General features: G+C 60.8%; 23 protein-coding genes. 18 read left to right on the top strand and 5 right to left on the bottom strand.

What is annotated here, in order from left to right; genetic code table 11:
• The first annotated feature begins 54 nt into the window (after positions 1-54).
• Positions 55-456 (top strand): MerR family transcriptional regulator, encoded by a 402-nt coding sequence (locus tag IB252_RS24025; protein WP_074878375.1) that lies wholly within the window; start codon positions 55-57, stop codon positions 454-456.
• 147 nt (positions 457-603) lie between these two features.
• Positions 604-1,503: a hydroxymethylglutaryl-CoA lyase gene (locus tag IB252_RS24020; protein WP_192410492.1), complete on the top strand. Its 900-nt coding sequence runs from the start codon at positions 604-606 to the stop codon at positions 1,501-1,503.
• Between the two features lie 683 nt (positions 1,504-2,186).
• Here IB252_RS24020 and IB252_RS24015 read toward each other — a convergent pair.
• Entirely contained in the window at positions 2,187-3,884 is a 1,698-nt protein-coding gene (locus IB252_RS24015; protein WP_192410491.1) for an AMP-binding protein, read from the bottom strand.
• Positions 3,885-4,259: 375 nt separating this feature from the next.
• Here IB252_RS24015 and IB252_RS24010 point away from each other — a divergent pair, with 375 nt between their 5' ends.
• The 4 genes from IB252_RS24010 (at position 4,260) to IB252_RS23995 (ending at position 9,938) form a co-directional block, all read left to right on the top strand.
• Positions 4,260-5,423, top strand: a complete 1,164-nt coding sequence (locus IB252_RS24010) for an isovaleryl-CoA dehydrogenase (protein ID WP_008148486.1) — start codon at positions 4,260-4,262, stop codon at positions 5,421-5,423.
• A 12-nt stretch (positions 5,424-5,435) separates the two neighbouring features.
• Positions 5,436-7,043, top strand: coding sequence for a carboxyl transferase domain-containing protein (locus tag IB252_RS24005; RefSeq protein ID WP_111449048.1), 1,608 nt, complete (start codon positions 5,436-5,438; stop codon positions 7,041-7,043).
• A 124-nt stretch (positions 7,044-7,167) separates the two neighbouring features.
• Positions 7,168-7,983 (top strand): gamma-carboxygeranoyl-CoA hydratase, encoded by an 816-nt coding sequence (locus IB252_RS24000; RefSeq protein ID WP_192410490.1) that lies wholly within the window; start codon positions 7,168-7,170, stop codon positions 7,981-7,983.
• A complete protein-coding gene (locus IB252_RS23995) occupies positions 7,983-9,938 on the top strand; it encodes an acetyl/propionyl/methylcrotonyl-CoA carboxylase subunit alpha (RefSeq protein WP_192410489.1) in 1,956 nt (651 codons plus the stop codon). The genes IB252_RS24000 and IB252_RS23995 overlap by 1 nt, the downstream gene beginning before the upstream one ends.
• A 39-nt stretch (positions 9,939-9,977) precedes the next feature.
• On the opposite strand, the gene IB252_RS23990 is transcribed toward IB252_RS23995, so the two are convergent.
• Positions 9,978-10,628, bottom strand: coding sequence for a LexA family protein (locus IB252_RS23990; RefSeq protein WP_111449051.1), 651 nt, complete (start codon positions 10,626-10,628; stop codon positions 9,978-9,980).
• Positions 10,629-10,757: 129 nt separating this feature from the next.
• Between IB252_RS23990 and IB252_RS23985 the strand changes: the two genes are divergently transcribed.
• Positions 10,758-11,099, top strand: coding sequence for a DUF6124 family protein (locus IB252_RS23985; RefSeq protein ID WP_111449052.1), 342 nt, complete (start codon positions 10,758-10,760; stop codon positions 11,097-11,099).
• A 483-nt stretch (positions 11,100-11,582) separates the two neighbouring features.
• Positions 11,583-12,734 (top strand): M14-type cytosolic carboxypeptidase, encoded by a 1,152-nt coding sequence (locus IB252_RS23980; RefSeq protein WP_192410488.1) that lies wholly within the window; start codon positions 11,583-11,585, stop codon positions 12,732-12,734.
• Positions 12,735-12,830: 96 nt separating this feature from the next.
• On the opposite strand, the gene IB252_RS23975 is transcribed toward IB252_RS23980, so the two are convergent.
• Complete coding sequence (locus IB252_RS23975; RefSeq protein ID WP_111449054.1) at positions 12,831-13,376, bottom strand: cytochrome b; 546 nt, start codon at positions 13,374-13,376, stop codon at positions 12,831-12,833.
• Positions 13,373-14,461: a catalase family peroxidase gene (locus tag IB252_RS23970; protein ID WP_192410487.1), complete on the bottom strand. Its 1,089-nt coding sequence runs from the start codon at positions 14,459-14,461 to the stop codon at positions 13,373-13,375. The genes IB252_RS23975 and IB252_RS23970 overlap by 4 nt, the downstream gene beginning before the upstream one ends.
• Positions 14,462-14,619: 158 nt before the next feature.
• Here IB252_RS23970 and IB252_RS23965 point away from each other — a divergent pair, with 158 nt between their 5' ends.
• Both IB252_RS23965 and IB252_RS23960 read left to right on the top strand, forming a co-directional pair.
• A complete protein-coding gene (locus IB252_RS23965; RefSeq protein ID WP_192410486.1) occupies positions 14,620-15,126 on the top strand; it encodes an RNA polymerase sigma factor in 507 nt (168 codons plus the stop codon).
• On the top strand, positions 15,123-15,875 hold the full coding sequence (locus IB252_RS23960; protein WP_192410485.1) for an anti-sigma factor family protein: 753 nt from the start codon (positions 15,123-15,125) through the stop codon (positions 15,873-15,875). Before IB252_RS23965 ends, IB252_RS23960 begins: the two co-directional genes overlap by 4 nt.
• A gap of 123 nt (positions 15,876-15,998) precedes the next feature.
• Here the strand turns inward: IB252_RS23960 and IB252_RS23955 are convergent, their stop codons facing one another.
• A complete protein-coding gene (locus tag IB252_RS23955; protein WP_008148459.1) occupies positions 15,999-16,835 on the bottom strand; it encodes an IclR family transcriptional regulator in 837 nt (278 codons plus the stop codon).
• A 244-nt stretch (positions 16,836-17,079) separates the two neighbouring features.
• Here IB252_RS23955 and IB252_RS23950 point away from each other — a divergent pair, with 244 nt between their 5' ends.
• From IB252_RS23950 to zapE, 8 genes are all read left to right on the top strand, one after another.
• On the top strand, positions 17,080-18,105 hold the full coding sequence (locus IB252_RS23950) for an ABC transporter ATP-binding protein (RefSeq protein ID WP_192410484.1): 1,026 nt from the start codon (positions 17,080-17,082) through the stop codon (positions 18,103-18,105).
• The gene (locus IB252_RS23945) at positions 18,102-18,971 is read left to right on the top strand and encodes an ABC transporter permease (protein ID WP_192410483.1); all 870 of its coding nucleotides are present in this window, start codon (positions 18,102-18,104) and stop codon (positions 18,969-18,971) included. Before IB252_RS23950 ends, IB252_RS23945 begins: the two co-directional genes overlap by 4 nt.
• Positions 18,972-18,977: 6 nt before the next feature.
• Positions 18,978-19,772 (top strand): ABC transporter permease, encoded by a 795-nt coding sequence (locus tag IB252_RS23940; RefSeq protein WP_192410482.1) that lies wholly within the window; start codon positions 18,978-18,980, stop codon positions 19,770-19,772.
• Positions 19,773-19,779: 7 nt separating this feature from the next.
• Positions 19,780-20,070, top strand: coding sequence for a (2Fe-2S)-binding protein (locus IB252_RS23935; RefSeq protein WP_192410481.1), 291 nt, complete (start codon positions 19,780-19,782; stop codon positions 20,068-20,070).
• A 688-nt stretch (positions 20,071-20,758) separates the two neighbouring features.
• Entirely contained in the window at positions 20,759-22,114 is a 1,356-nt protein-coding gene (locus IB252_RS23930) for an NAD(P)/FAD-dependent oxidoreductase (RefSeq protein WP_192410480.1), read from the top strand.
• The gene (locus tag IB252_RS23925) at positions 22,111-23,226 is read left to right on the top strand and encodes an NAD(P)/FAD-dependent oxidoreductase (protein WP_192410479.1); all 1,116 of its coding nucleotides are present in this window, start codon (positions 22,111-22,113) and stop codon (positions 23,224-23,226) included. The genes IB252_RS23930 and IB252_RS23925 overlap by 4 nt, the downstream gene beginning before the upstream one ends.
• 18 nt (positions 23,227-23,244) lie before the next feature.
• Entirely contained in the window at positions 23,245-24,291 is a 1,047-nt protein-coding gene (locus tag IB252_RS23920) for an ABC transporter substrate-binding protein (RefSeq protein WP_134099275.1), read from the top strand.
• 277 nt (positions 24,292-24,568) lie between these two features.
• Entirely contained in the window at positions 24,569-25,696 is a 1,128-nt protein-coding gene (gene zapE / locus IB252_RS23915) for a cell division protein ZapE (RefSeq protein ID WP_192410478.1), read from the top strand.
• The last annotated feature ends 104 nt before the right edge of the window (positions 25,697-25,800 follow it).

Raw genomic sequence — 25,800 nt, 5'->3', positions numbered from 1 at the left:
CGTAAACGTCAACCTGCCATTAGCTTAGCGCCATGACCTTTTTCGAGCGCTTCCATGAGCAGCCAGACCTATAGCATTTCCGACCTCGCCCGCGAGCTCGACATCACCACCCGGGCCATTCGCTTTTATGAAGAGCAAGGCCTGCTCAGCCCCGAGCGACGCGGTCAGGAACGCATCTACTCGCCCCGTGACAAGGTCAGCCTGAAGCTGATCCTGCGGGGTAAGCGCATTGGTTTCTCCCTGGCCGAATGCCGCGAGTTGATCGAACTCTATGACCCCACCGGCGGCAATCAGAAACAGCTGCAAACCATGCTGACCAAAATCGCCGAACGCCGCGAACAGCTGGAGCAGCAGATGCTAGACATCGAACAGATGAAGCTGGAACTGGACACCGCACAGGAGCGTTGCACCCAGGCGCTGGAACAGACCATCAAAAACCAGGAACTCATCCAATAACCAAACGTAATGATCGTTCCCACGCTCCGCGTGGGAATGCAGCCCGTGACGCTCAGCGTCACACATCCAGAGCGGACGCAGAGCGTCCATTGCGGCATTCCCACGCAGAGCGTGGGAACGATCCCTAACTGAACAGGTGAATTGCTTATGTCCCTCCCCACTCACGTACGCCTGGTCGAAGTCGGTCCACGCGACGGTCTGCAAAACGAAGCCCAACCCATCAGCGTTGCGGACAAGGTGCAACTGGTCGACGCGCTGACCGCCGCCGGGCTCGGCTATATAGAAGTCGGCAGTTTCGTGTCGCCCAAATGGGTACCGCAAATGGCCGGTTCCGCCGACGTCTTCGCGCAAATCCAGCGCAAGCCTGGCGTGACGTATGGTGCACTCGCCCCGAACCTGCGCGGGTTTGAAGACGCCATTGCAGCCGGGGTCAAGGAAGTCGCGGTCTTCGCTGCCGCGTCGGAATCGTTTTCCCAGCGCAATATCAATTGCTCAATCAGCGAAAGCCTGGAGCGTTTCGTGCCGATCATGGACGCCGCCAGGCAACACGGTGTCAGCGTGCGCGGTTACGTGTCCTGTGTGCTGGGCTGCCCTTACGAAGGTGACGTCGCGCCTGCACAAGTCGCTCGGGTCGCTCGCGAGCTCTACGCGATGGGCTGCTATGAAGTTTCCCTGGGCGACACCATCGGCACCGGCACCGCTGGCGCGACCCGCAAGATGATCGACGTGGTGTCGGCCGATGTACCCCGTGAAAAACTGGCCGGGCACTTCCACGACACCTATGGCCAGGCCATGGCCAACATTTACGCCAGCCTGCTGGAAGGCATCTCGGTGTTCGACAGCTCCATCGCCGGCCTCGGCGGCTGCCCATACGCCAAGGGCGCCAGCGGTAACGTCGCGACCGAAGACGTGGTTTACCTGCTCAATGGCCTGGGTATCGAGACCGGTATCGACCTGGACGCCTTGATTCTGGCCGGTCAGCAGATTTGCGCAGTGCTGGGGCGACCGACCGGTTCGCGCGTGGCCAAGGCTCGTAGCGCACAGTGAGTGCGCGGATGTGCCGGGGTGTTACCGCCGCGTCTGAAACGTGGGGCGCAAGCGAGTAACACGGAAACAAATTGTCGGGTTTTGACGGAACGAAAAATCCGACAAAATCATAAACTGTTGATTTAAAAGGATTTTTAAAAGTTGGCACGACTTCTGCTATCTCTATGGCATAACAAGAACAAAAAAAGCGGCAAACCTAATAAAAATAAGACGTAACGACTCTGACATAACAAAAACAACACGGCAGAGACGCAGCTAACAGATTTTTTTGGAGAGGATGTGCTTTTCAGGGTGCTTTTCGGAGTAACCCGCAACCGGGCAGAGAACAATAAAACTACCTTCAGGTAGCTCCCGAACTGGTTGGATCGCTTAGCGAAAAAGTAGATCAGCGCTCAAAAAAATACGTTTGCTCTTGATCCCGGATGGGGATCGACAAAAACAGCGGTAAAGGGTCACGGTTTCCAAAAACAACAACAGACCGCCCCTCAATAATAAAAAAAGAGCACGCGCAACGACAAAATTAAAGGGGAGCTTCGGCTCCCCTTTGTGCTTTCCGGCATTCGTGTTTTCCTCGATCAAATTGTGGGAGCGGGCTTGCTCGCGAACGCGGCGTGTCAGTCACTGCATGTGTCGACTGATCCACCGCGTTCGCGAGCAAGCCCGCTCCCACAAGGGGAATGTTGTCAGGCTTGGTTGATGTGGAATTCCTCGATACTGATTTCCCGCATCCGAAACTTCTGGATCTTCCCGGTCACGGTCATCGGAAACTCATCGACGAATTTAAAGTAACGCGGTGTCTTGAAGTGCGCGATGCGCTCCTTGCACCACGCTTGCAGCTCCTGCTCGGTAGCACTGTGGCCCGGATGGAATTTGATCCAGGCGACAATCTCTTCGCCATACCGCGAGCACGGAATCCCGATAACTTGCACATCCGCCACCGCCGGATGGGTAAAGAAGAACTCTTCCAGCTCCCGCGGGTAAACATTCTCACCGCCGCGGATGATCATGTCCTTGTTACGTCCGGCAATGCATACGTAGCCTTCGTCGTTCATGCTCGCCAGATCACCGGTGTGCATCCAGCCGGCCTGGTCGATGGCTTCCGCGGTGCCTTGCGGGTTGTTCCAGTAACCGAGCATCACGCTGTAGCCGCGGGTGCACAACTCACCGATAGTGCCGCGCGGCACGAGATTGCCCGCCTCGTCGATGATCTTGCTTTCCAGTTGTGGCTGGGTGCGACCGACGGTGGTGACGCGCAATTCCAGTTCGTCTGACGGACCGGTCTGCAACGACACCGGACTTGTTTCCGTCATGCCGTAGGCAATCTGCACTTCGCTCATGTGCATTTCACTGATGACCCGACGCATCACTTCGATCGGACAGGTCGCCCCGGCCATGATCCCGGTGCGCAGGCTCGACAGATCGAATTCAGAGCGCTTTGGCTGATCGAGCATGGCGATGAACATGGTCGGTACGCCGTAAAGCGCGGTGGCCTTTTCTTCGGCGACGGTAGTCAGGGTCAGCAGTGGATCGAACGCATCGTTGGGGTAAATCATGGTGCTGCCGTGGGTCATGCAACCGAGGTTGCCCATGACCATGCCGAAGCAGTGATACAGCGGCACCGGAATGACCAGGCGATCACTCGCGGTCAAGCCGAGGCTTTCGCCGACCATGTAACCGTTGTTGAGAATGTTGTAGTGACTGAGGGTCGCGCCCTTGGGGAAACCGGTGGTGCCGGAGGTGTACTGGATGTTTACCGCCTGGTCGAAATGCAGGCAGTGTTGACGTTCACTCAACTGCTCCGCCGACACGCTCCCCGCAAGATCGGTCAATTGCGACCACGGCAGGAAACCCGATGGCGGCTGAGCATCAAGGCTGATGACACCGCGCAGCTCCGGCAGGCGTTCGCTCTGCAATTTTCCGATGGATTGCTCAGCCAGCTCGGGAACGAGACCTTGCAGCATCCCGTGATAGTCGGAGGTCTTGAAGGCACCGGCGCAGACTAGCCATTGGCAACCGGATTGCTTCAACACGTACTCGAGTTCGGAGCTGCGGTAGGCCGGATTGATGTTGACCAGAATCACGCCAATTTTCGCGCTGGCGAACTGACTGATACACCATTGGGCGCAGTTCGGTGCCCAGATACCCAGACGATCACCAGTCTGCAAGCCCAGCGCCAACAGCGCTTTGGCATGCAGATCCACGGCTTCGGCCAGTTGCTGCCAGGTGTAGCGCAACTGTTGATGGCGCACGACCAGCGCCTCCCCGGTCGGGTACTGCGCAACGGTGTTATCGAACGCCTCGCCAATGGTCATCGCCAGCAAGGCTTTGTCCTGGGAACCACGGGTGTAACTGCGCTGCGGGCTTGCACTGGGTTGATCCATGACGACCCCTATTGTCTTTATTAGTGGGTGTTACGGCGCCCCCCCTGTGGGAGCGACCTGTGGCGAGGGGATTTATCGAAACGTCGCACCGCCCCGTTCGGCTGCGAAGCAGCCGCAAACCCGGTGAATACGGCTTCTCTGACACACCGTAATCACCGATTTGGGGCCGCTTCGCGACCCAACGGGGATAAATCCCCTCGCCACAGGTCGCTCCCACAGGGGTTGTTCGCCTTCTATGAACTGGCTCTACTCTCGCTCAAGTTGACGTTAACGTAAAGGGCGATTGACAGCCATTCGTCACAGGCTTACGTTAACGTAAAGGTGAGAACCAAATCACGGCCCTCCCTACCCTACAAAAATGCCAAAAGGTGACCCATGAGCTACCCATCCCTGAACTTTGCCCTCGGTGAAACCATCGACATGCTGCGCGATCAGGTTCAGTCCTTCGTCGCCAAAGAGATCGCACCACGCGCCGCTCAAATCGACATCGACAACCTGTTCCCCGCCGACCTGTGGCGTAAATTCGGCGACATGGGCCTGCTGGGCGTAACCGTCCCGGAAGAATACGGCGGTGCTGGCCTGGGTTACCTGGCGCACGTGGTGATCATGGAAGAAATCAGCCGCGGTTCGGCTTCGGTCGCCCTGTCCTACGGCGCGCACTCCAACCTCTGCGTCAACCAGATCAACCGCAACGGCACTCACGAACAGAAAACCAAATACCTGCCGAAGCTGATCAGCGGCGAACACATCGGCGCCCTGGCCATGAGCGAACCGAATGCCGGTTCCGACGTGGTGTCGATGAAACTGCGCGCCGATAAACGCGGCGATCACTACGTCCTCAACGGCAGCAAGACCTGGATCACCAACGGCCCGGATGCCAACACCTACGTGATCTACGCCAAGACCGACCTGGAAAAAGGCCCCCACGGCATCACCGCGTTCATCGTAGAACGTGATTCCAAAGGCTTCAGCCGCAGCAACAAATTCGACAAGCTCGGCATGCGCGGTTCCAACACCTGCGAGCTGTTCTTCGACGACGTCGAAGTACCGGAAGAAAACATCCTCGGCGTGCTCAATGGCGGCGTGAAGGTGCTGATGAGCGGTCTCGATTATGAACGCGTTGTCCTGTCCGGCGGCCCGACCGGGATCATGCAGGCCTGCATGGACTTGATCGTGCCGTACATCCACGACCGCAAGCAGTTCGGCCAAAGCATCGGCGAATTCCAGCTGATCCAGGGCAAAGTCGCCGACATGTACACCCAACTCAACGCCAGCCGCGCCTACCTCTATGCGGTAGCGCAAGCGTGCGAACGCGGCGAAACCGCCCGCAAGGACGCCGCCGGCGTCATCCTCTACAGCGCCGAATGCGCGACCCGAATGGCCCTCGACGCGATCCAGATTCTCGGTGGCAATGGCTACATCAACGAATTCCCGGCCGGTCGTCTGCTGCGTGACGCCAAGCTGTACGAAATCGGTGCCGGCACCAGTGAGATTCGTCGCATGCTGATCGGTCGCGAACTGTTCAACGAAACCCGCTAAACGGAGCTGTCCATGGCTATCCTGCATACCCAGCTCAACCCCCGTTCGGCGGAGTTCGCGGCCAACAGCGCGGCGATGCTCAAACAGGTCGACGACCTGCACACCCTGCTCACTAAAGTGCAGCAAGGTGGCGGCCCGAAGGCGCAAGAGCGCCACACCTCGCGGGGCAAACTGCTGCCTCGTGAACGGATCAATCGCCTGCTCGATCCGGGTTCACCGTTTCTCGAGATCAGCCAATTGGCGGCCTACGAGGTGTATGGCGAAGACGTTCCGGCTGCTGGCGTGATTGCCGGGATCGGTCGCGTGGAAGGTGTCGAATGCATGATCGTCGCCAACGACGCCACCGTAAAAGGTGGCTCGTATTACCCGCTGACCGTGAAAAAACACCTGCGCGCCCAAACCATCGCCCAGCAGAATCGCTTGCCGTGCATCTATCTGGTGGACTCTGGTGGCGCCAACCTGCCACGTCAGGATGAGGTGTTCCCGGACCGTGAGCACTTCGGACGGATCTTCTTCAACCAGGCCAACATGAGCGCCATGGGCATTCCGCAAATCGCGGTGGTCATGGGTTCCTGCACCGCCGGTGGCGCGTACGTGCCGGCCATGGCCGACGAAGCGATCATGGTGCGCGAGCAAGCGACGATTTTCCTCGCCGGCCCGCCGCTGGTGAAAGCCGCGACCGGTGAAGTGGTCAGCGCCGAAGACCTCGGCGGGGCCGATGTGCACTGCAAGATTTCCGGGGTCGCCGACCACTACGCCGAGAGTGACGAACACGCCTTGGCCATTGCGCGACGCAGCATCGCCAACCTCAACTGGCGCAAACTCGGTGAGCTGCAAAAGCGCACGCCGATCGCCCCGCTTTACGCCAGCGACGAGTTGTACGGCGTGGTGTCGGCGGATGCCAAGCAGCCGTTCGACGTGCGTGAAGTGATTGCGCGGTTGGTGGATGGTTCGGTGTTCGACGAATTCAAAGCACTGTTCGGGACGACCCTGGTGTGCGGCTTCGCCCATTTGCACGGTTACCCGATCGCAATCCTCGCCAACAACGGCATTCTGTTCGCCGAAGCCGCGCAGAAAGGCGCGCACTTCATCGAGCTGGCCTGTCAGCGCGGCATTCCGTTGCTGTTCCTGCAAAACATCACCGGTTTCATGGTCGGCCAGAAATACGAGGCCGGCGGCATCGCCAAGCACGGCGCGAAACTGGTGACCGCCGTGGCGTGCGCCAAAGTGCCGAAATTCACCGTGATCATCGGCGGCAGTTTCGGTGCCGGTAATTACGGCATGTGTGGGCGAGCTTACGATCCACGTTTCCTGTGGATGTGGCCGAACGCACGCATCGGCGTGATGGGCGCCGAGCAGGCGGCGGGTGTTTTGGTGCAGGTGAAACGCGAACAGGCCGAACGCAGTGGCCACGGTTTCAGCGCCGAGCAGGAAGCCGAGATCAAGCAACCGATCCTCGACCAATATGAAGAGCAGGGTCATCCCTACTACTCCAGCGCCCGGTTGTGGGACGACGGCGTCATCGACCCGGCGCAAACCCGCGATGTATTGGCCCTGGCCTTGTCGGCGTCGCTGAACGCGCCAATCGAACCGAGCCGCTTCGGCGTGTTCCGGATGTGATTTTCTGTGGCAGCGGGCTTGTGTGGCGAGGGGGCTTGCCCCCGTTCGATTGCGAAGCAATCGTAAAACCGGTTCGCGTTCGCGAGCAAGCCCGCTCCCACAAGAGTTGTGGAGACGGATATATATGAGCGACTTCAATACCCTCGAACTGCTGACCGACCCGCGTGGTTTTGCGACCCTGTGGCTCAGCCGTGAAGAAAAGAACAACGCCTTCAACGCCGAAATGATCCGCGAACTGATCCTCGCCCTGGACAAAGTGTCGAGCGACACCAGTCTGCGTTTCCTGCTGGTGCGCGGACGCGGCAAGCATTTTAGCGCCGGCGCAGATCTGGCCTGGATGCAGCAATCGGCCGAACTCGATTACCACACCAATCTCGACGATGCCCGGGAACTGGCGGAGTTGATGTACAACCTCGCCAAGCTGAAAGTCCCGACGCTGGCGGTGGTGCAAGGCGCTGCATTCGGTGGTGCGCTGGGCCTGATCAGTTGCTGCGACATGGCCATCGGCACCGATGACGCGCAGTTCTGCCTGTCGGAAGTGCGCATCGGCCTGGCCCCGGCGGTGATCAGCCCGTTCGTGGTGCAAGCCATCGGTGAGCGCGCGGCACGTCGCTACGCGCTGACTGCCGAGCGTTTCGGCGGACAACGAGCACGGGAAATCGGCTTGTTGTCGGAGAGTTATCCGATCGCTGAGCTAGAGCAAAAAGTCGAACAGTGGATCGACAACCTGCTGCTCAACAGCCCGGCCGCCCTGCGCGCCAGCAAGGAATTGCTCCGCGAAGTCGGCCACGGCGCGCTGACCCCGGCACTACGTCGCTACACCGAAAACGCCATCGCCCGCATCCGCGTCAGCCCCGAAGGTCAGGAAGGCCTGCGGGCCTTTCTGCAAAAACGTCCGCCGAGCTGGCAAGCCGAAACCACCACCAAGGAGCCGCGTTGATGAGCGCACCTGTTCTCACCACCCTGCTGGTGGCCAACCGCGGCGAAATCGCTTGCCGGGTGATGCGCACCGCCAAAGCCCTGGGCTTGACCACCGTGGCCGTGCACAGCGCCACCGACCGTGAAGCCCGACACAGCCGCGAAGCGGATATCCGCGTCGACCTCGGTGGCAGCAAAGCCGCTGACAGTTACCTGCAAATCGACAAACTGATCGCCGCCGCCAAGGCCAGCGGCGCTCAGGCGATTCATCCGGGTTATGGCTTTCTTTCCGAGAACGCCGGGTTCGCCCGTGCGATCGAAGAAGCCGGCCTGATTTTCCTCGGCCCGCCCGCCTCAGCCATCGATGCCATGGGCAGCAAATCCGCGGCCAAGGCCTTGATGGAAACCGCCGGCGTACCGCTGGTGCCCGGCTATCACGGTGAGGCTCAGGACCTCGACACCTTCCGCGACGCCTGCGAACGCATCGGTTATCCGGTGCTGCTCAAGGCCACCGCAGGGGGCGGCGGCAAAGGCATGAAAGTGGTCGAGGATATCAGCCAGTTGGCCGAAGCCTTGGCCTCGGCCCAACGTGAAGCGAAATCCTCGTTCGGCGATTCGCGGATGCTGGTGGAGAAGTACCTGCTCAAACCGCGTCACGTGGAAATCCAGGTCTTCGCCGACCAGCATGGCAACTGCCTGTACCTCAACGAACGTGATTGCTCGATCCAGCGTCGGCACCAAAAAGTTGTTGAAGAAGCACCCGCTCCAGGCTTGAGCCCGGAACTGCGTCGCGCCATGGGTGAGGCCGCCGTGCGATCGGCACAGGCCATCGGTTATGTCGGCGCCGGCACCGTGGAATTTCTGTTGGATTCGCGGGGTGAATTCTTCTTCATGGAGATGAACACACGCCTGCAAGTCGAACACCCGGTCACCGAAGCCATCACCGGCCTCGACCTGGTGGCCTGGCAGATTCGTGTGGCCCGTGGCGAAGCGCTGCCGATGACTCAGGCCGAGGTTCCGCTGATCGGCCATGCCATCGAAGTGCGGTTGTATGCCGAAGACCCGGGCAATGATTTCCTGCCGGCGACCGGTCGACTGGAGCTGTACCGTGAATCCGCTCAAGGTCCGGGACGGCGGGTGGACAGTGGCGTCGAAGAAGGCGATGAAATTTCACCGTTCTACGACCCGATGCTCGGCAAACTGATTGCCTGGGGCGAGGATCGTGAACAGGCACGACTGCGGTTGCTGAGCATGCTCGATGAGTTTGCCATTGGCGGGCTCAAGACCAACATCAACTTCCTGCGCCGGATCGTCGGCCATCCGGCGTTTGCAGCGGCCGAACTGGATACCGGATTCATTCCGCGTTATCAGGAAGAACTACTGCCAGTCGCCTCAGACCTCAGTGACGAATTCTGGCAAGCCGCCGCCCAGGCTTTTGCTCAAAGCCAGCCGAGTTCTCCACGAGCCGATGACCCGGTTTCACCTTGGGCCAACAGCAACGGTTTCCGTGCCGGACTGCCGACAGAAATCACCCTGCACTTGAGTTGTGAAAGCCAGGATCGCGCGCTGACATTGGGCGACGCTGATGCCCACACCGCTCAACTCAAGGGCGAGCAACTGCTGACCGAGCACAACGGCCTGCGCCGCCAGCATCGGGCAATCCGCCGGGACGACGTTCTGTATCTGCAATGGGAAGGTGAATTGCGCCGCATCGAGTCCTACGATCCGATCAGCGCCGTCGAGGCCAGTCATAGCCATCACGGCGGGCTGACCGCGCCCATGAATGGCAGCATCGTGCGGGTATTGGTGCAAGCCGGGCAAACGGTCGAAGCCGGGGCGCAGCTGGTGGTGCTGGAGGCGATGAAGATGGAGCACAGCATTCGGGCGCCACACGCCGGGGTGATCAAGGCGCTGTATTGCCAGGAAGGCGAGATGGTCAGCGAAGGCAGTGCGCTGGTCGAGTTTGAAGAAGCATGAAATGAAGATCGGTCCTACGTCTTGCGAGGACCGATCTGATTAGAATTTGGCGGTTGCCTGGACCACTACGCCGATAATTCGGCACTCGTCGGTGAAGATAGCCTTCGGATAGGTCGGATTGAGCGGGACCAGGTAACGCTGCCCGCCCTCTTCGATCAGCTTGCGAAAGGTCGCTTCGGCGCTGTCCGGCCACTGGGCGATCACCAGTTTTCCGGGTTCCGGCACGATGGCCGGGTCCACCAGGATCATCATGCCCTCGGCAATGCTGATACCCGTGGGCGCGGTCATCGCATCGCCCACCACACTCAGCCAGAAGGCCGGGCCCTGGGCGTGGTAGTCGGTCAGCTCGAAGCGTTCCTCCTTGCGATACACCGTCAGCTCACCATCGCGCAGCTGCGCCGGCTCCTTCCAGTCACTGACCGGGTAGCGGAAGTACGGGTTGTACTTCAGCGCCAGAGGCATCTCCTCCTCTTCCAGGATGAGGGGTTCGCGGATCACCAGCACCACTTCGAGAAAGTCCATGCCCAGCGCCTTCAACACACGGTTCATGTTGACGACGCCGGGGTCGCGGCGTTTGTTCAGCCAGTGGCCGACGCCGCCCTGGGACATCCCGAGGCGATCTGCGAGTTCTTCTTGAGTGACTTTGAGTTCACTCATCTTGGCCTTGACCAATTCAATCCATTTATCCATGTGCGGCACGATACGTGGGCGCCTCCAGCCGTCAAAACACAAATTGTAGTATTTAATCTCTCGTCATAAATACAGTACGTACTAGGATGGGTTCACGGATCTGAATCTATCACGGAGTTTGCCATCGCCATGTCCATCCCCTGCAACGACCTGCCTGACATGCACATCGACACTTCCCTCACCTCGCCCAAAGGCTCTGCCGCCGCGCAACGAGCGCTGGACTATTACTTGAAACCAGCTGTTTCAGAGGACGTGGTCGAAGAACGTTTCTTTGACGTAAACCGCAACATCAGCTGCGAAGAGGCGCTGGTCCATGCCACCGATTTGCTGCGTTGTGCAGCCGCTATCGCGTACGAGTCAGCCAGCAATTTGCAGGGTGCAAGTCGGGACCTGGCGATTTCGACGGTGCACATGATCGACATGGCCAGGGCGATGGTGGATCGATCCCTGGAGGGCGATCAGAACGGGTGAGACACGGGTACTGACAAGGAGGACGGGAAAGAACTTTCCAATCGCGCAGATAAAAACATTTGACTTGCAAACGATAATGATTATTATTGCACGCAGCTGGTCGCGAGATCAGTCGATTGTCCAAGTGACCTTAGGTCGGTCTCCTGGACTATCTCCTCATCAGGCTAATCACGGTTTTTGACCCGGCTTTTTGCCGGGTCTTTTTTTTGCCAGTTATTCTGGCTTTACCTTCAGGCTAATGAAGTCTTTAGGTACTGCAAATTCGAATGGCGCGGATGATATCAAAAGAATATCCATTGGCAAGAGAAGCCCGGCTTCATTGGCCCAAACTAATCATAAATAGCGCTTGAGAATCAATCGCACAGTCTCTAAGCTTCGTCGGCGTCAAGGAGGACGCCCCCCCGCTTCACCCAGAATTTCCCCCGGTTTTTCCCTTCCCAGCGTGTAAAGTAACAGCCATAAAATCATATTCAGGAATCGACTATGGCCGTGGCTAAATCCTCTTTCGACATCAGTGCCAACTTCGACAGTGGCAACATTGAAGTGCTGGACATCAGCAATCCGTTGCAAGCCCTGCTGGCCATCAAGCCAGACACCCGCAGCCAGCACTTTCAGTGGTTCCACTTCAAGGCCAGCGGTCTGCACGTCGGTCAGGAACACTGGTTTCGTCTGAACAATGCCAGCAAGTCCTCCTACAACAAAGCCTGGGATGGTTATCAGGCAGTGGCGTCCTACGACCACGTCAACTGGTTCCGGGTGCCGACCATTTTCGAAGGTGACTGCCTGCGCTTCAGCCTTGAAGCCACCGCCACCCACGCCTGGTTTGCTTACTTCGAACCCTACAGCCGTGGCCGTCACGACTGGCTGATCGAGCAAGCGCTGACCAAGGCTGGCACCGAACTGCTGGCCACCGGAAAAAGTGTCGAAGGTCGAGACATCCAGCTACTGCGTAAAGGCACGGGCGCCGAAGGTCAGCGCAAAGTCTGGATCATCGCCCAGCAACACCCCGGCGAACACATGGCCGAATGGTTCATGGAAGGCGTGATCGAACGCCTGGAAAAACACGACGATCCTGTATTGAACAAACTGCTGACCAGCGCCGATCTGTATTTGGTGCCGAACATGAACCCGGACGGCGCTTTCCACGGTCATCTGCGCACCAACGCGATGGGCCAGGACCTGAACCGCGCCTGGCAGAGCGCCAGCCAGGAAATCAGCCCGGAAGTGTTGTTCGTTCAGCAACAGATGGAAAAGTATGGTGTGGACCTGTTCCTCGACATCCATGGCGATGAAGAAATCCCCTACGTGTTCACCGCCGGTTGCGAAGGCAACCCGGGTTACACGCCACGGATCGAAAAACTCGAAGAGCACTTCCGCAGTCATCTGAAGCACCTGACCAAGGACTTCCAGACCAAGCACGGCTACACCCGTGACGAACCGGGCAAAGCCAACATGACCCTGGCGTGCAACAGCGTCGGTCAGAAATTCGACTGCCTGTCGCTGACCCTCGAAATGCCCTTCAAGGACAACAACGATGCGCCGAATGCGCTGACCGGCTGGTCTGGCAAACGCTCGAAGCAATTGGGCAAGGATGTCCTGACGACCGTCGCGGAAATGGTCAACACCTTGCGCTGAATGCGCAGGATCAAAAGATCGCAGGCTTCGCCAGCTCCTACGCCGATCGTGTGCGCCGCACGAATCTTTGTAGGAGCTGCCGCAGGCTGCGATCTTTTAGCCGCGATCCTTGCCCCGCAACATGCTGTCCAGCACGTCATCGCGGCGCACCCAACCATGAAACAACGCCGCCGCCAAATGCAGCAGCACTGTCAGGAACAACAAATACGCCAAATACCCGTGAGCCTTGCGCAGGAACGCAAACACCTGCGCATTCGCCGGTACGATCGACGGCAACTGCAGCGAGCTGCTGAGCATCACCGGATCCCCCGCCGCCGAAATCATCGCCCAACCCAGCAGCGGCAGGATCAGCATCAAGGCGTACAGCAAAACATGCGAAGCCTTGGCCGCCAGCGCTTGCCAACCCGGCAGATCCGCCGGCAGCGGTGGCTGTTGCGTGGAAAAGCGCACGGCCAGGCGCACGACCACCAACAGCAAAATCGCGACGCCCAAAGGTTTGTGCAGATGAATCAGCCACTCATGACGCTCGGACACCGAAGCGGCCATGCCCGCGCCGATAAACAGCATGGCAATGATCATCAGCGCCATCAGCCAGTGCAGCAATCGCGCTAAAGGCGCGAAGTGGTTCGGTTGAGCGCTCATTGATGAGACTCCTGTTTATTAGCAGAGGGCAATTGGCTGACTTCGCTGGTACGACGCAAGTAGGAAGTGGCGTACCCCGCTGAACGAGCGGCGAGCAAGGGGTCGTCGGAACCTTCTATGCCGGCGGGCAGTACCAGCGGGTCGTAGTTGATGTCACGGCATTCGCCATTGAGTTGCGGCTGGGTGCTTTCGAGTACGAGGGTGCCGGCGTTCAACACTTTGCGACCCTCGGGCCAGGCCTTGCTGGCGTCGTTGACCGGATCGCCAGGGTTGGCCAGCGTGATGTTCAACTGCCAACGCAGCGGCCCTGCGGAAATACGCTGAACCAGGTCTTTCTCGAGGAATTCACCACCCTCAGGCGCCGTAGCACCCGCGGCATCCTGAGCGACGGGCACCATGCTCCAGCGCACCGCTTGCCGTTGCCCGGCCGCGTTCACCAGGTAAAACGCATTGACGCTGTTGTAGGTTTCCGTCACGTAACTGGCCGATGGCTTGGCGGTTTTGATCCAGGCCAGGAACGGTGCAGCTTCCGGATGCGAACCGAAGAACGCTGGCACCGCAGCCGGGTTCGGCTTGCCGGTGGCCGGGTCCGGCGACTGGGCCTGTTGCAATTGATAGAACGCTTCGGGCGTACCCACCGGGAACACCGGCATGCTGTTCATCCCGGTGCGCCACTGCTGGCCGTTGGCCTGGGTGAAGCGCAACGCCAGGCTGCGGATCGGCACGCTGTTGTCTGGCGCATAAGGATTACCGGCCGGCAAGGCGAAACGCCCGACCACCGGGGTCCGCGCAACATTGAACACCTGAGCGCTGGAATAGCTGCGCGCCTCGCCACTGCTCTCGAAATGTCCGATCACACACACGCCTTTGGAGTGGTTACGCCGGAAGCCCGGGTGCACGCCGTTGTTGGTCTCCAGCACATTGATCAGCTTTTTCGGGGTCAGGCGCTGTGGGTCGAAGGTGCCGTTGACGTAGGCAAAAGCCCCGGCCAGCGCGGCAACCACCACAGCGATACCGGCCAGACGTAATGTCAGGCTCGCGGCACTCAAGGGTGGCCGGGTTGGCGGTGATGAGCGATCTACCATGAAAGACTCCAGGGCCATCGGCCACAAGTGAGAAGGATCAAGCAGACGAACCCCACGGCGGTTTATTCCATCGCCCGGTATTTATTTTTTCAGGCGTGGAATAACCTCCAATGCCGGGCGTCTCCCTAGTCCACAGCGTAGTGACTAGCCAGAACTTCATGAACGATATCGACGAACAACTGCGAGAAATTATTCCCAGATTGCGCCGGTTTGCCGTGTCGTTGACGCGCAATCCCAGCAGCGCCGACGACCTGGTGCAGTCTTGCCTTGAGCGCGCGCTGTCGAGTTGGGGCGACAAACGCCCTGAGGGCGACTTGCGCGCCTGGTTGTTTTCGATTCTGTATCGACAGTTTCTCGATGCTCACCGACGCTCCCGGCGTTATGCGCGAATGCTCGAATTCTTTACCGGCGGTGACGATTCACAGCCGTCGGTGGAGCGCACCGTGATCGCCCAATCGACCCTGCAAGCTTTCGATCAACTCACCACCGAACAGCGCGCCCTGCTGCTCTGGGTCTCGGTCGAAGGCTTGAGTTATAAAGAGGTCGCCGAGATTCTCGACGTCCCCACCGGCACCGTGATGTCCCGCCTGTCCCGTGCCCGCCAGGCCTTGCGCCAGTTGAGCGACGGCGAAATTACCCGCCCTTCTCTGCGGAGACTCAAATGATCAGCCTGCCCCCAAGCGAGCGTGACCTGCACGCCTATGTCGACCAGCAACTCAGCGATGCCGACCGACGTCTGGTGGACACTTTTCTGGCCAGCAACGCTGAAGTGGCTGCCCAAGTGCGTGCCTGGCAGCAGGACGCCCAGCAATTGCGCGCGGCATTGAGCGGCGCCCTGCAGCAACCGGCCAACCCGAACCTCGACCCGGCACTGATTCGCCAACGCCTCAAACGACAATCTCGCCGTCACCTGGCCAACGCCGCCGTGTTGCTGATCGCGGTCAGCGTCGGCGGATTCAGCGGTTGGCAAGCCCGGGAGATGATGCTCATCAGTGCCATGCCGCCGATGACCGATGCCCTGCAGGCCTATCGCCTGATTGCCCAGCAAGGCATTTTGCCGGCCGATTACAAAGTCAGCGATGACGGTGACATGCAGGGTTGGCTCGACCGCTACTTCACTCAGGCCAATCGCTTGCCTGACCTCTCGGGCGCCGGTTTCAAACCGGTCAGCGGACGCTTGCTGAGTACCGAGCAAGGGCCCGCGGCGATGGTGGTCTACGAGGATCAGGGCGGCCATAAAATCAGTTTCTACGTCCGCCCACCGGGTCCGAAAAACTACCTGTTGCCGAGGGGCAGTCGCAGCGATGGCGAGTTGCAGGCCGAGTACTGGTCGGGGGGCGGGTATAACTACGCGATGGTCAGCCCGAGCGATACGCCAGCGGCGCAGATGCTCAAGCAAACCGTGCAGTTCTGAACACACCGCCAATCCCCTGTGGGAGCGAGCCTGCTCGCGATGGCGGTGTATCAGTCGACATCAATGGTGAAAGTGCTGGCCCTATCGCGAGCAGGCTCGCTCCCACAGGGGATTTGTGGCGATTCAGCCCTGCCCGAACACTTGCGAAGGCCTACGCAGCAACGGGTCGAACGGATTGATCCGCGGCCCGATCAGCGCCGCTTCGCGCTTGAGCATTTCCACCACCGTCGGCAAGCGATCCGGCCCTAGCCGATCACTCACGGTCGCCACACTCAGTGCTGCGACCGCCCGCCCTTCACGATCCAGAATCGGCACCGCCACCCCGGCCATGCCCTGCAACACGCCGGTGTTGCGCCCGGCATAACCGAGCTTGCGCACGTTCTCGACTTCCGAGCGCAGGAACACCTCGTCGTACAGGTGGAAATCCTTGAGCCTCGGCAAGTTGTAGTGAATCACCGTGTCGCGCTCTTCTTCCGGCAGGAACGCCAGAATCGCCAGGCTGCCCTGTCCCACGCCCAGTGCCACCCGCCCGCCGATGTCACCGGTAAAGGTGCGGATCGGAAACGGCCCTTCACTGCGGTCCAGGCAGATCGCATCAAAACCGCTGCGCGCCAGTAAAAACAACGAATCCCCCAACGACGCCGACAGCCGTAGCAACGCCGGACGCACCAGTTCGCGCAGGTTTCCGGTGTTCCCGGCACGGGCCGCCAGTGCAAAGAACTCCAGGCTCAAGCGATAGCGTTTGCTGCGCGCATCCTGCTCGACCATGCCCTCATCCATCAGGCTGCGCAGCAATCGGTGCGTGGTCGGTTGCGACAGGCCAATGCGCTGGGCCAGTTGCGTCACCCGCTCCCCGCCCTCGACGGTGTCACCCAGACTGCGCAGCACGGCAAACAGTCTGGAGACCGCGCCAACACCGACATCACTTTTGCTTTCATTCCGCTCAATGGAATCTGTCATGGGTTTTCTCGAGTATTAATTTACTCACCGAATGAAACTGAAAATAGTCATCGCTTCAGTGAAATAGGCCATTGAGCCCATCCTATTCTTCGTCCTACTCTGCGTCCAGACAGGGGCGATTCGAACAACAGCGGCAGCCGACAGAAGTCGAGCGCCAACGCACCCAGCAAGACCTTTTCGTATCTGCCCATACAAAAAAGCGCGCCTTCGGGCGACGCATAACAATCTCAGGTGGAGCGCAGTTATGGCTTTTGTGCAACTTGAAGGACTCGGCAAACGTTACGGCGAGATCGACGCCGTCGTTGCCACCAACCTCTCGGTCGAGAAAGGCGAGTTCGTCTCGCTGCTCGGCCCCTCCGGTTGCGGTAAAACCACCACCCTGCAAATGATCGCCGGCTTCGTCGAAGTCAGCAGCGGACGCATTGTGCTGGACGGTCGCGACATCACCCACGCCAAACCCGCCAGCCGTGGTCTGGGCGTGGTGTTCCAGAGTTACGCGCTGTTCCCGCACATGACCGTGAAAGACAACGTCGCTTTCGGCCTGCGCATGCGCAAAGTGCCCGGTGCCGAGTTGCAGCAGCGAGTGGACCGGGTGCTGAAACTGGTGCGCCTCAACCAGCACGCCGAGCGTTACCCGCGGGAGCTCTCCGGTGGCCAGCGTCAACGTGTTGCGTTGGCTCGGGCTTTGGTGATCGAGCCGCCGGTGCTGCTGCTCGATGAGCCGCTGTCCAATCTCGACGCCAACCTGCGCGAAGAAATGCAATTCGAGATCCGCCGCATCCAGCGCGAAGTCGGGATCACCACGCTGATGGTCACCCATGACCAGTCCGAAGCACTGTCCATCAGCGACCGGGTGGTGGTGATGCAGGCCGGGCGCATCACCCAGATCGACGCGCCGTACACCCTTTACGAACACCCGCGCACCGAGTTCATTTCCGGGTTCGTCGGCAAGGCCAATCTGTTGCCGGGCGAGCGGGACAGCGCCGGTGTCGTTCAAGTGTGCAGCCGCGGCGACGGCGAACTGACCTTGAGCCTGCGTCCGGAAAAAATCGATCTGCGGGACAAGGGTCAGGGCCGCCTGCAAGGCAACATCGTCAGCCGCTTCTTTCTCGGCAGCCAATGGCTGTATGGCGTCTCGACAACCTTGGGCGAACTCAGCGTGGTGCGCCGCAACGACGGTTCGGCACCGCTGACCGAAGGCACGGCGGTCGGGCTCGATTGGGACGCGACGCTGCTGCGGGTGCTGAGTGTCGACGAGGTGCCGGCATGAGTACGCTTGTCGCCATTCGCCAGGGACGCCAGGGTTACTGGCTGTCGGCACCGGCCCTGGCCTTGTATCTCAGCCTGCTGGTTATCCCATTGCTGTTGACCTTGGTGCTGTCGTTCAACGTCTTCGACTACAGCTCGGGGATCAACGGCGACGCCTACACCCTCGACCACTACAGCAGCCTGCTGGGCGACCCGTACTTCTACGAAATCTTTTTGCGCACGATGTGGATCAGTGCCCTGACCACCCTGCTCTGCGCGGTGATCGGCGTGCCCGAGGCCTACATCCTCAGCCGCATGGGCACGCCGTGGCGCTCGATTTTCCTGATTCTGATCCTCACCCCGTTGCTGATTTCGGTGGTGGTGCGCGCTTTCGGCTGGAGTCTCTTGCTCGGCGCCGACGGCCTGGTCAACCAGACCCTGCAAGCCTTCGGCGGCTCGCCGATGAAGCTGCTCTACACGCCGTTCGCGGTGGTGATTGCGCTGGTCCACGTGATGCTGCCGTTCATGATCATTCCGGTCTGGACCTCGCTGCAAAAACTCGACCCGGCGGCCGAACAGGCCGCGATGTCCCTCGGTGCCAGCCACTTCACCGTGATGCGCCAAGTGGTGCTGCCGCAGATCATGCCGGGCGTGCTCTCCGGCACCTTGATCGTGTTCGGGCTGGCGGCGAGCTCGTTTGCCATCCCCGGCCTGCTCGGCGGACGCCGGATAAAAATGGTCGCCACGCTGATCTACGACCAGTACCTGTCGGAGCTCAACTGGCCGATGGGCGCGGCCATCGCCGTGGCCCTGCTGTTGCTCAACCTGCTGATCATGCTGTCGTGGAACCGGATGATCGAAGGCCGCTACAAGAAGTCATTGGGATAACTCGTCATGTCCAAGAACGGTCCTTTCGCCCTGCTGTTCCATACCCTGGTGGTGCTGTTCATGCTGGCGCCGCTGGTGGTGGTCTGCCTTGTGGCCTTTACCCCGGAAAACACCCTGAGCCTGCCGACCACCGAGTTTTCCCTGCGCTGGTTCCGCGCGGTGTTCGAGCGTGCTGACTTTGTCGATGCGTTCTACAACAGCCTGATCCTGGCGTTTTGCGCGGCCAGTCTGGCGACGCTGATTGCGGTGCCGGCGGCGCTGGCGATCACCCGCTTCGAGTTCCCCGGCCGCGACTTTTTCAACGGTCTGTTCCTGTCGCCGATCATCATTCCGCACCTGGTGCTGGGTGTGGCGTTGCTGCGGTTGTTTGCGCTGATGGGCGTCAACGGCAGCTTCGCCTGGCTGATCTTCTCCCACGTGCTGGTGATCACACCGTACGTGCTGCGCCTGGTGCTGGCGTCGGCCATCGGCCTGGATCGCAGCGCCGAACACGCCGCGCAATCGCTCGGTGCCGGGCGCTTCACGCTGTTCCGGGAAATCACCTTGCCGATGATTCTGCCGGGGGTCGCCGGGGGCTGGCTGCTGGCGTTCATCAACAGTTTTGATGAGGTCACGCTGTCGATTTTCGTCACCTCGCCGGCCACGCAAACCTTGCCGGTGCGGATGTACGTGTATGCCACCGAATCCATCGATCCGATGATGGCGGCGGTGTCGGCACTGGTGATTGCGCTGACTGCGTTGACGATGATTCTGCTCGACCGGGTCTACGGCCTCGATCGGGTTCTGGTGGGCAAACAATGAGGGCGCCATGGCTCTGCTGAAACGACTGGCCGAAGGCGACCGCCCGGCCCTGGACTTTACCCTCGACGGCACACCGGCCACCGGCCTGCTCGGCGACACCTTGCTGACGGCGGTACTGACCTGCAGCGAACACTTGCGCGGCAGCGACTTCAGCGCCGAACCCCGTGCCGGATTCTGCCTGATGGGTGCGTGTCAGGACTGCTGGGTAAGGCTGGGCGATGGTCGACGCGTGCGCGCCTGCTCGACGTTGCTCGAAGCCGGACAGCAGATCAGCCGCGAACCGGGGAGGCCCCTATGAACACCTTTCCTACCAGCAAAAACCGTATCCCCTGTGGGAGAGAGCCTGCTCGCGATAGCGGTCTGTCGGCCAACACATCTGTTGAATGTTCCGCCGTCATCGCGAGCAGGCTCGCTCCCACAAGGGGTCGGCGGCGTTCACAACACCCGGGGGCAACCCGCATCAATTGTGGGAGCGAGCCTGCTCGCGATAGCGGTCTGTCGGCCAACACATCTGTTGAATGTTCCACCGTCATCGCGAGCAGGCTCGCTCCCACAAGGGGTCGGCGGCGTTCACGAAAGCCGGGGGCAACCCGCATCAATTGTGGGAGCGAGCCTGCTCGCGATAGCGGTCTGTCGGCCAACACATCTGTTGAATGTTCCGCCGTCATCGCGAGCAGGCTCGCTCCCACAGGGGGTCGGCGGCGTTCACGAAAGCCGGGGGCACCCCGCATCAATTGTGGGAGCGAGCCTGCTCGCGATAGCGGTCTGTCGGCCAACACATCTGTTGAATGTTCCGCCGTCATCGCGAGCAGGCTCGCTCCCACAGGGGGTCGGCGGCGTTCACAACACCCGGGGGCAACCCGCATCAATTGTGGGAGCGAGCCTGCTCGCGATAGCGGTCTGTTGGCCAACACATCTGTTGAATGTTCCACCGTCATCGCGAGCAGGTCGAATCGTCGCACCGTCGCTCCCACAGGGGGTTGGGTATGAATTCGGTGGTCATCATCGGTGCGGGTCCGGCCGGGATTCGGGCAGCGCAAACATTGGTCGCCCACGGCGTTCGCCCGGTGCTGCTGGACGAAGCCGCACGCGGTGGCGGGCAGATTTATCGTCGCCAACCGGCAAACTTCAAGCGCTCGCCAGTCAAGCTGTATGGCTTCGAAGCCGGCAAGGCCAACGCGCTGCATCAGACGATCGACATGCTACGCGAGCAACTCGATTACCGTCCCGAGACGCTGGTATGGAACGCCGAAGACGGTGCGCTCGACACCTTGCATGAAGGCCGCGCCGCGCGGCTGGCGTTCTCACGGGTGATCGTCGCCACGGGCGCCACCGACCGGATTCTGCCGGTGCCAGGCTGGACCCTTCCGGGGGTTTACAGCCTCGGCGCAGCACAGATCGCCCTCAAGTTTCAAGGCTGCGCCATCGGTGAACGCGTGGTGTTCGCCGGCAGCGGGCCGTTGCTGTACCTGGTGGCGTATCAATACGCCAAGGCCGGCGCCAAGGTGGTCGCGGTGCTCGACTGCTCGCCTTTCAGCGCTCAGGTCCGCGCCTTGCCCGTCCTGCTCTCGCAACCCGCCACCCTGGCCAAAGGCATCTATTACCGCAGTTGGTTGACCGCCCACGGCATCCCGGTGCACCAGGGTGCCAGCCTCACAGGCATCAACGGCGAACAGCGGGTGCAATCGCTGACCTGGCGCAACGCCAAGGGCGATCAGTATCTGGAGTGCGACGCCGTCGCCTTCGCCCACGGTCTGCGCAGTGAAACCCAACTCGCCGACCTGCTCGGCTGTGAATTCGCCTGGAACCCGCTCAACCGCGCCTGGCTGCCGCAACGCGACAGCGCCGGTCGCAGCAGTGTCGCCGAGGTTTACCTGGCCGGTGACGGCGCCGGCATCATGGGCGCCGACGCGGCGGAAATGGCCGGCGAGCGCGCGGCTCTGGCGTTGCTCGAAGACATCGGTTACCTGATCCCGCCGCAACGTGGGGCGCAATTGGAGCAGGCGCTGGGACGGATCGATACCTTCCGCCAAGGTCTGGAACGGGCCTTCGTCTTTCCCGAGCATTGGGCCGCCGATGCCCCGAATGACGTGATGATCTGCCGTTGCGAAGAAGTGCGGGCTGGCGACATCCGCCAGGTTGTGCGCGAGGGTCATTGGGAGATCAACCGGGTCAAGGCGCATTGCCGGGTCGGCATGGGCCGCTGTCAGGGACGGATGTGTGGCGCCGCCGCCGCGGAAATCATTGCCTGCGAAAGTCAGCGCTGCGTGTCCGACATCGGCAGGCTTCGGGCTCAGGCCCCCATCAAACCCCTGCCGTTTGGTCTGGAGGTCGAGTCATGATCGAAGTCGATGCCGTCATCATTGGCGGCGGAATTGTCGGCGCCTGCGCCGCGCTGTTTCTGAGCAAGGCCGGGCGTCGCGTGGCGCTGCTGGAGCGGGACTTTTGTGGCTCGCATTCCAGCGGCGTGAACTACGGCGGCGTGCGGCGCCAGGGGCGACCACTCTCGCAACTGCCGCTGTCGCAGCGGGCCCACGACATCTGGGGACAACTGCCGCAGCTGATTGGCATCGACGGTGAGTATCAGCGCAGCGGCCACCTGAAGCTGGCCCGCAGCCTCAACGATCTGCACGCCTTGCAAGACTATGCCGCCAGCAGTCGGGGCTTTGGCCTCGACTTGCAGGTACTCGAGCGCAGTGAATTACGCGCACGTTTTCCGTGGGTCGGCGAGGTGGCGGTCGGCGCCTCGTTTTGCCCCGATGACGGTCATGCCAACCCGCGACTGGTGTCCCCGGCGTTTGCCTGGGCGGCGCGGCGACATGGCGCCCAAGTCCATGAACAATGCCCGGTGACGGCGGTGGAACACGACGGCCAACGCTTTCGTATCAGCACGCAAACCGGTCTGGAGTTGCAGGCGCCCTGGCTTTTGAATTGCGCCGGAGCCTGGGCCGGCACCGTGGCGGAACAATTCGATGAGGGCGTGCCGATGCACGCCGGGCACCCGGCGATGCTGGTCACCGAGCCCTTGCCGCTGGTGATGAATGCCAGCACCGGGGTCGAGGGCGGCGGTATCTATGCCCGTCAGGTCGCGCGCGGCAATTGTGTGTTGGGTGGCGGCCAGGGTTTTGCCCTCGACGGTGCCCGCGCCCGGCCGGGCCAGCACGCGGTAATCGAGATCCTGCGTCAGGCGGTCGAGCTTTATCCGTTTCTTGAAGGCGCCCAGGCGATTCGCACCTGGAGCGGCACCGAAGGTTACCTGCCCGATCGCCAACCGGTGATCGGCCACAGTGGCACTCAACCCGGTCTGTTGCACGCATTCGGCTTTGCCGGTGCGGGCTTTCAGATCGGCCCCGCGGTGGGCCAGGCGCTCACCGAAATCATCTGCAGCGGCGCCTCAAAAACGTCGCTGGATGCGTTTTCCATCACCCGGTTTCACTCCATCTCCGTTGCTTGATAGAGGAAGGTCGCGCTAATGAATAACGTCAAACGCACTGCACTGCTCGGTATCTCCTGCTTGGGCGCTCTGCTCGCCGCCACCCAGGCCCATGCCGAACCGACGCTTTACCTGGGCATGAACGGCGGGACCATGGAGCGGCTCTACGCCGATAAGGTGCTGCCGGTTTTCGAGAAGGCCAATAACGTCAAAGTGGTGATCGTGCCCGGCACCTCTGCCGATATTCTGGCCAAGGTCCAGGCCAGCAAAGGCAACCCGCAGATGCACGTGATGTTCCTCGACGACGGCATCATGTACCGCGCCATCGCCATGGGGCTGTGCGACAAACTCGAAGACAGCGCACCGCTGGCGCAGATTCCGGCCAAGGGCCGTATCAAGGATCAGGCCGTGGCGGTCAGCCTCGGCGTGACCGGGCTGGCGTACAACACGCGTCTGTTCAAGGAGAAAGGCTGGACCGCGCCGACCTCGTGGATGGACATGGCCGACCCGCGCTTCAAGGACAAACTGGTGTTCCAGTCGATGGCGTCGTCGACCTTTGGCCTGCACGGCTTCCTGATGTTCAACCGGATTCAGGGCGGCAGCGAAACCGACGTCGAGCCAGGCTTCAAGGCGTGGCCGAACACCGTCGGGCGCAACGTGCTGGAGTACATTCCGAGCTCGGCGAAGATTTCCGAAATGCTTCAGACCGACGAAGCCGCGCTGTTCCCGCTGACGCCAACCCAGGTCACCGCCCTGAAACTCAAGGGCATGCCGGTGGAATATGCGCAACCGAAGGAAGGCGCCGTGGTGCTCAACGTGGCCGAATGTGCCATCGCCAACAATACTCAGCCGGAACTGGCGCAAAAACTCGCTGCCTTCTTGCTGACACCTGAAGCGCAGGCTGCCGCGCTTGAAGATGGCGACCAGATCCCGTCCAACCCAAATACCCCGACCACCGACAAGACCCGCGGCCAGGTGGAGGCGATGAAGCAGTATCTGACCACTGCCATTGCGATCGATTGGGATCAGGTCAACGAACAGCGCCCGGCATGGAATGCGCGGTGGAATCGTAGTATCGAGCGGTAACCAGCGGATACAACACCATCGAGGTAACACAGCAAACCTTGTGGGAGCGGGCTTGCCCGCGAATGCGTAAGGTCAGGCAACCGAAAGGGTGACTGACACACCGCCTTCGCGAGCAAGCCCGCTCCCACAGGTTTCGCGCTTGACTGACTGACCTCAGGAAAGCGCCCTCGCCACCAGCGCTTTCGTCGACACAACTGGAATGAAAATTCCCCGTTTGGTTACACTACGCCGCCGCAGCTCGGGGGAGCCGGCGTGCAAATTACGGGGTGAAATCACAGTGGCCGTTCGACCGCCAAACCGCTCGCGACTCACACCACGCTGGCCTGCGCTTCGCCGCTTGTTCGGCAAGTCATCGACGGCATCCGCCGGTAACACCGCAACCGGTCGAGTCATCCACGACTACTTCCACCGCAAGGCCCACACCCAGGGTTACACCCTCAGCCATAGCCAACTGCGCGTCATCGACTGCATGGCGCAACACGCCGCAGCGCTGTCGGGCACCTCGGCAAAAACGCTTCCCGGTCTTTATCTGCACGGCGCTGTGGGTCGCGGCAAGAGCTGGCTGCTCGACGGTTTTTTCCAGGCCCTTCCCATCGCGGAAAAACAGCGCCTGCATTTTCATGGTTTTTTTGCGGACCTTTACCAGGGAATGTTCACTCATCGCGATCAACCCGATGCACTGGAAACCACCCTCGACGAACAGCTGCGCGATTGCCGGGTGCTGTGTTTCGACGAGTTTCACGTCCATGACATCGGCGATGCGATGCTCATTACCCGGCTGTTCAAGGCATTGTTCCGCCGACGCATCCTGCTGCTGGTCACGTCCAACTACCCACCGGAAGGACTGCTGCCCAACCCGCTGTACCACGCGCGCTTCAAACCGGCGATCGACCTGATCAACGCTCGCATGCAGGTCATGGAGGTCGGCGGCCCCCACGACTACCGCAGTCAGGCGAGAACCCACGCCCAGCAGCTGTTTACCCAAGGCCAGTACGTCTGGCCGGCCACGCTGGCGCAGCGTCAGTCGTTGAACCTGCCCGAACGCGACGCGCCGGCCATTCAACTGCCCGTCGGGACACGCAATCTTCAGGCCCGACACTGCGAAGGGCGAACCATCGGTTTCACCTTCGGCGATCTGTGCGACCACCCCACAGCGGTCATGGATTACCTGGAGCTGTGCCGACGTTTCGATCATTGGTTCATCGATGAACTGCCCAACCTCGCCGAGTGTTCCATCGCCGCCCAGCAGCGCTTCATCAATCTGGTCGACGTCCTGTACGACCAGGACAAGCACCTGATTCTGCTCGGCCAGCGGTCTTTGCGCGAAAGCCTGGGCGGCGATGCCATCGATCTGGCGCGCACGCGCAGCCGGTTGGGGCAGTTGGTCGAAGTCAGGGGGCCGTAAGTTTTGTGGTGCAGCTCAGACCGCTATCGCGAGCAGGCTCGCTCCCACATGGGAATGCGATCTAATGTGGGAGCGAGCCTGCTCGCGATAGCGGCCTGACAGTC

Source organism: Pseudomonas sp. PDM10 (assembly GCF_014852295.1).
Taxonomy (GTDB): domain Bacteria; phylum Pseudomonadota; class Gammaproteobacteria; order Pseudomonadales; family Pseudomonadaceae; genus Aquipseudomonas.
The sequence above is the reverse complement of the archived record's forward strand: the minus strand, read 5'-3'. Positions and strand labels throughout refer to the sequence as shown.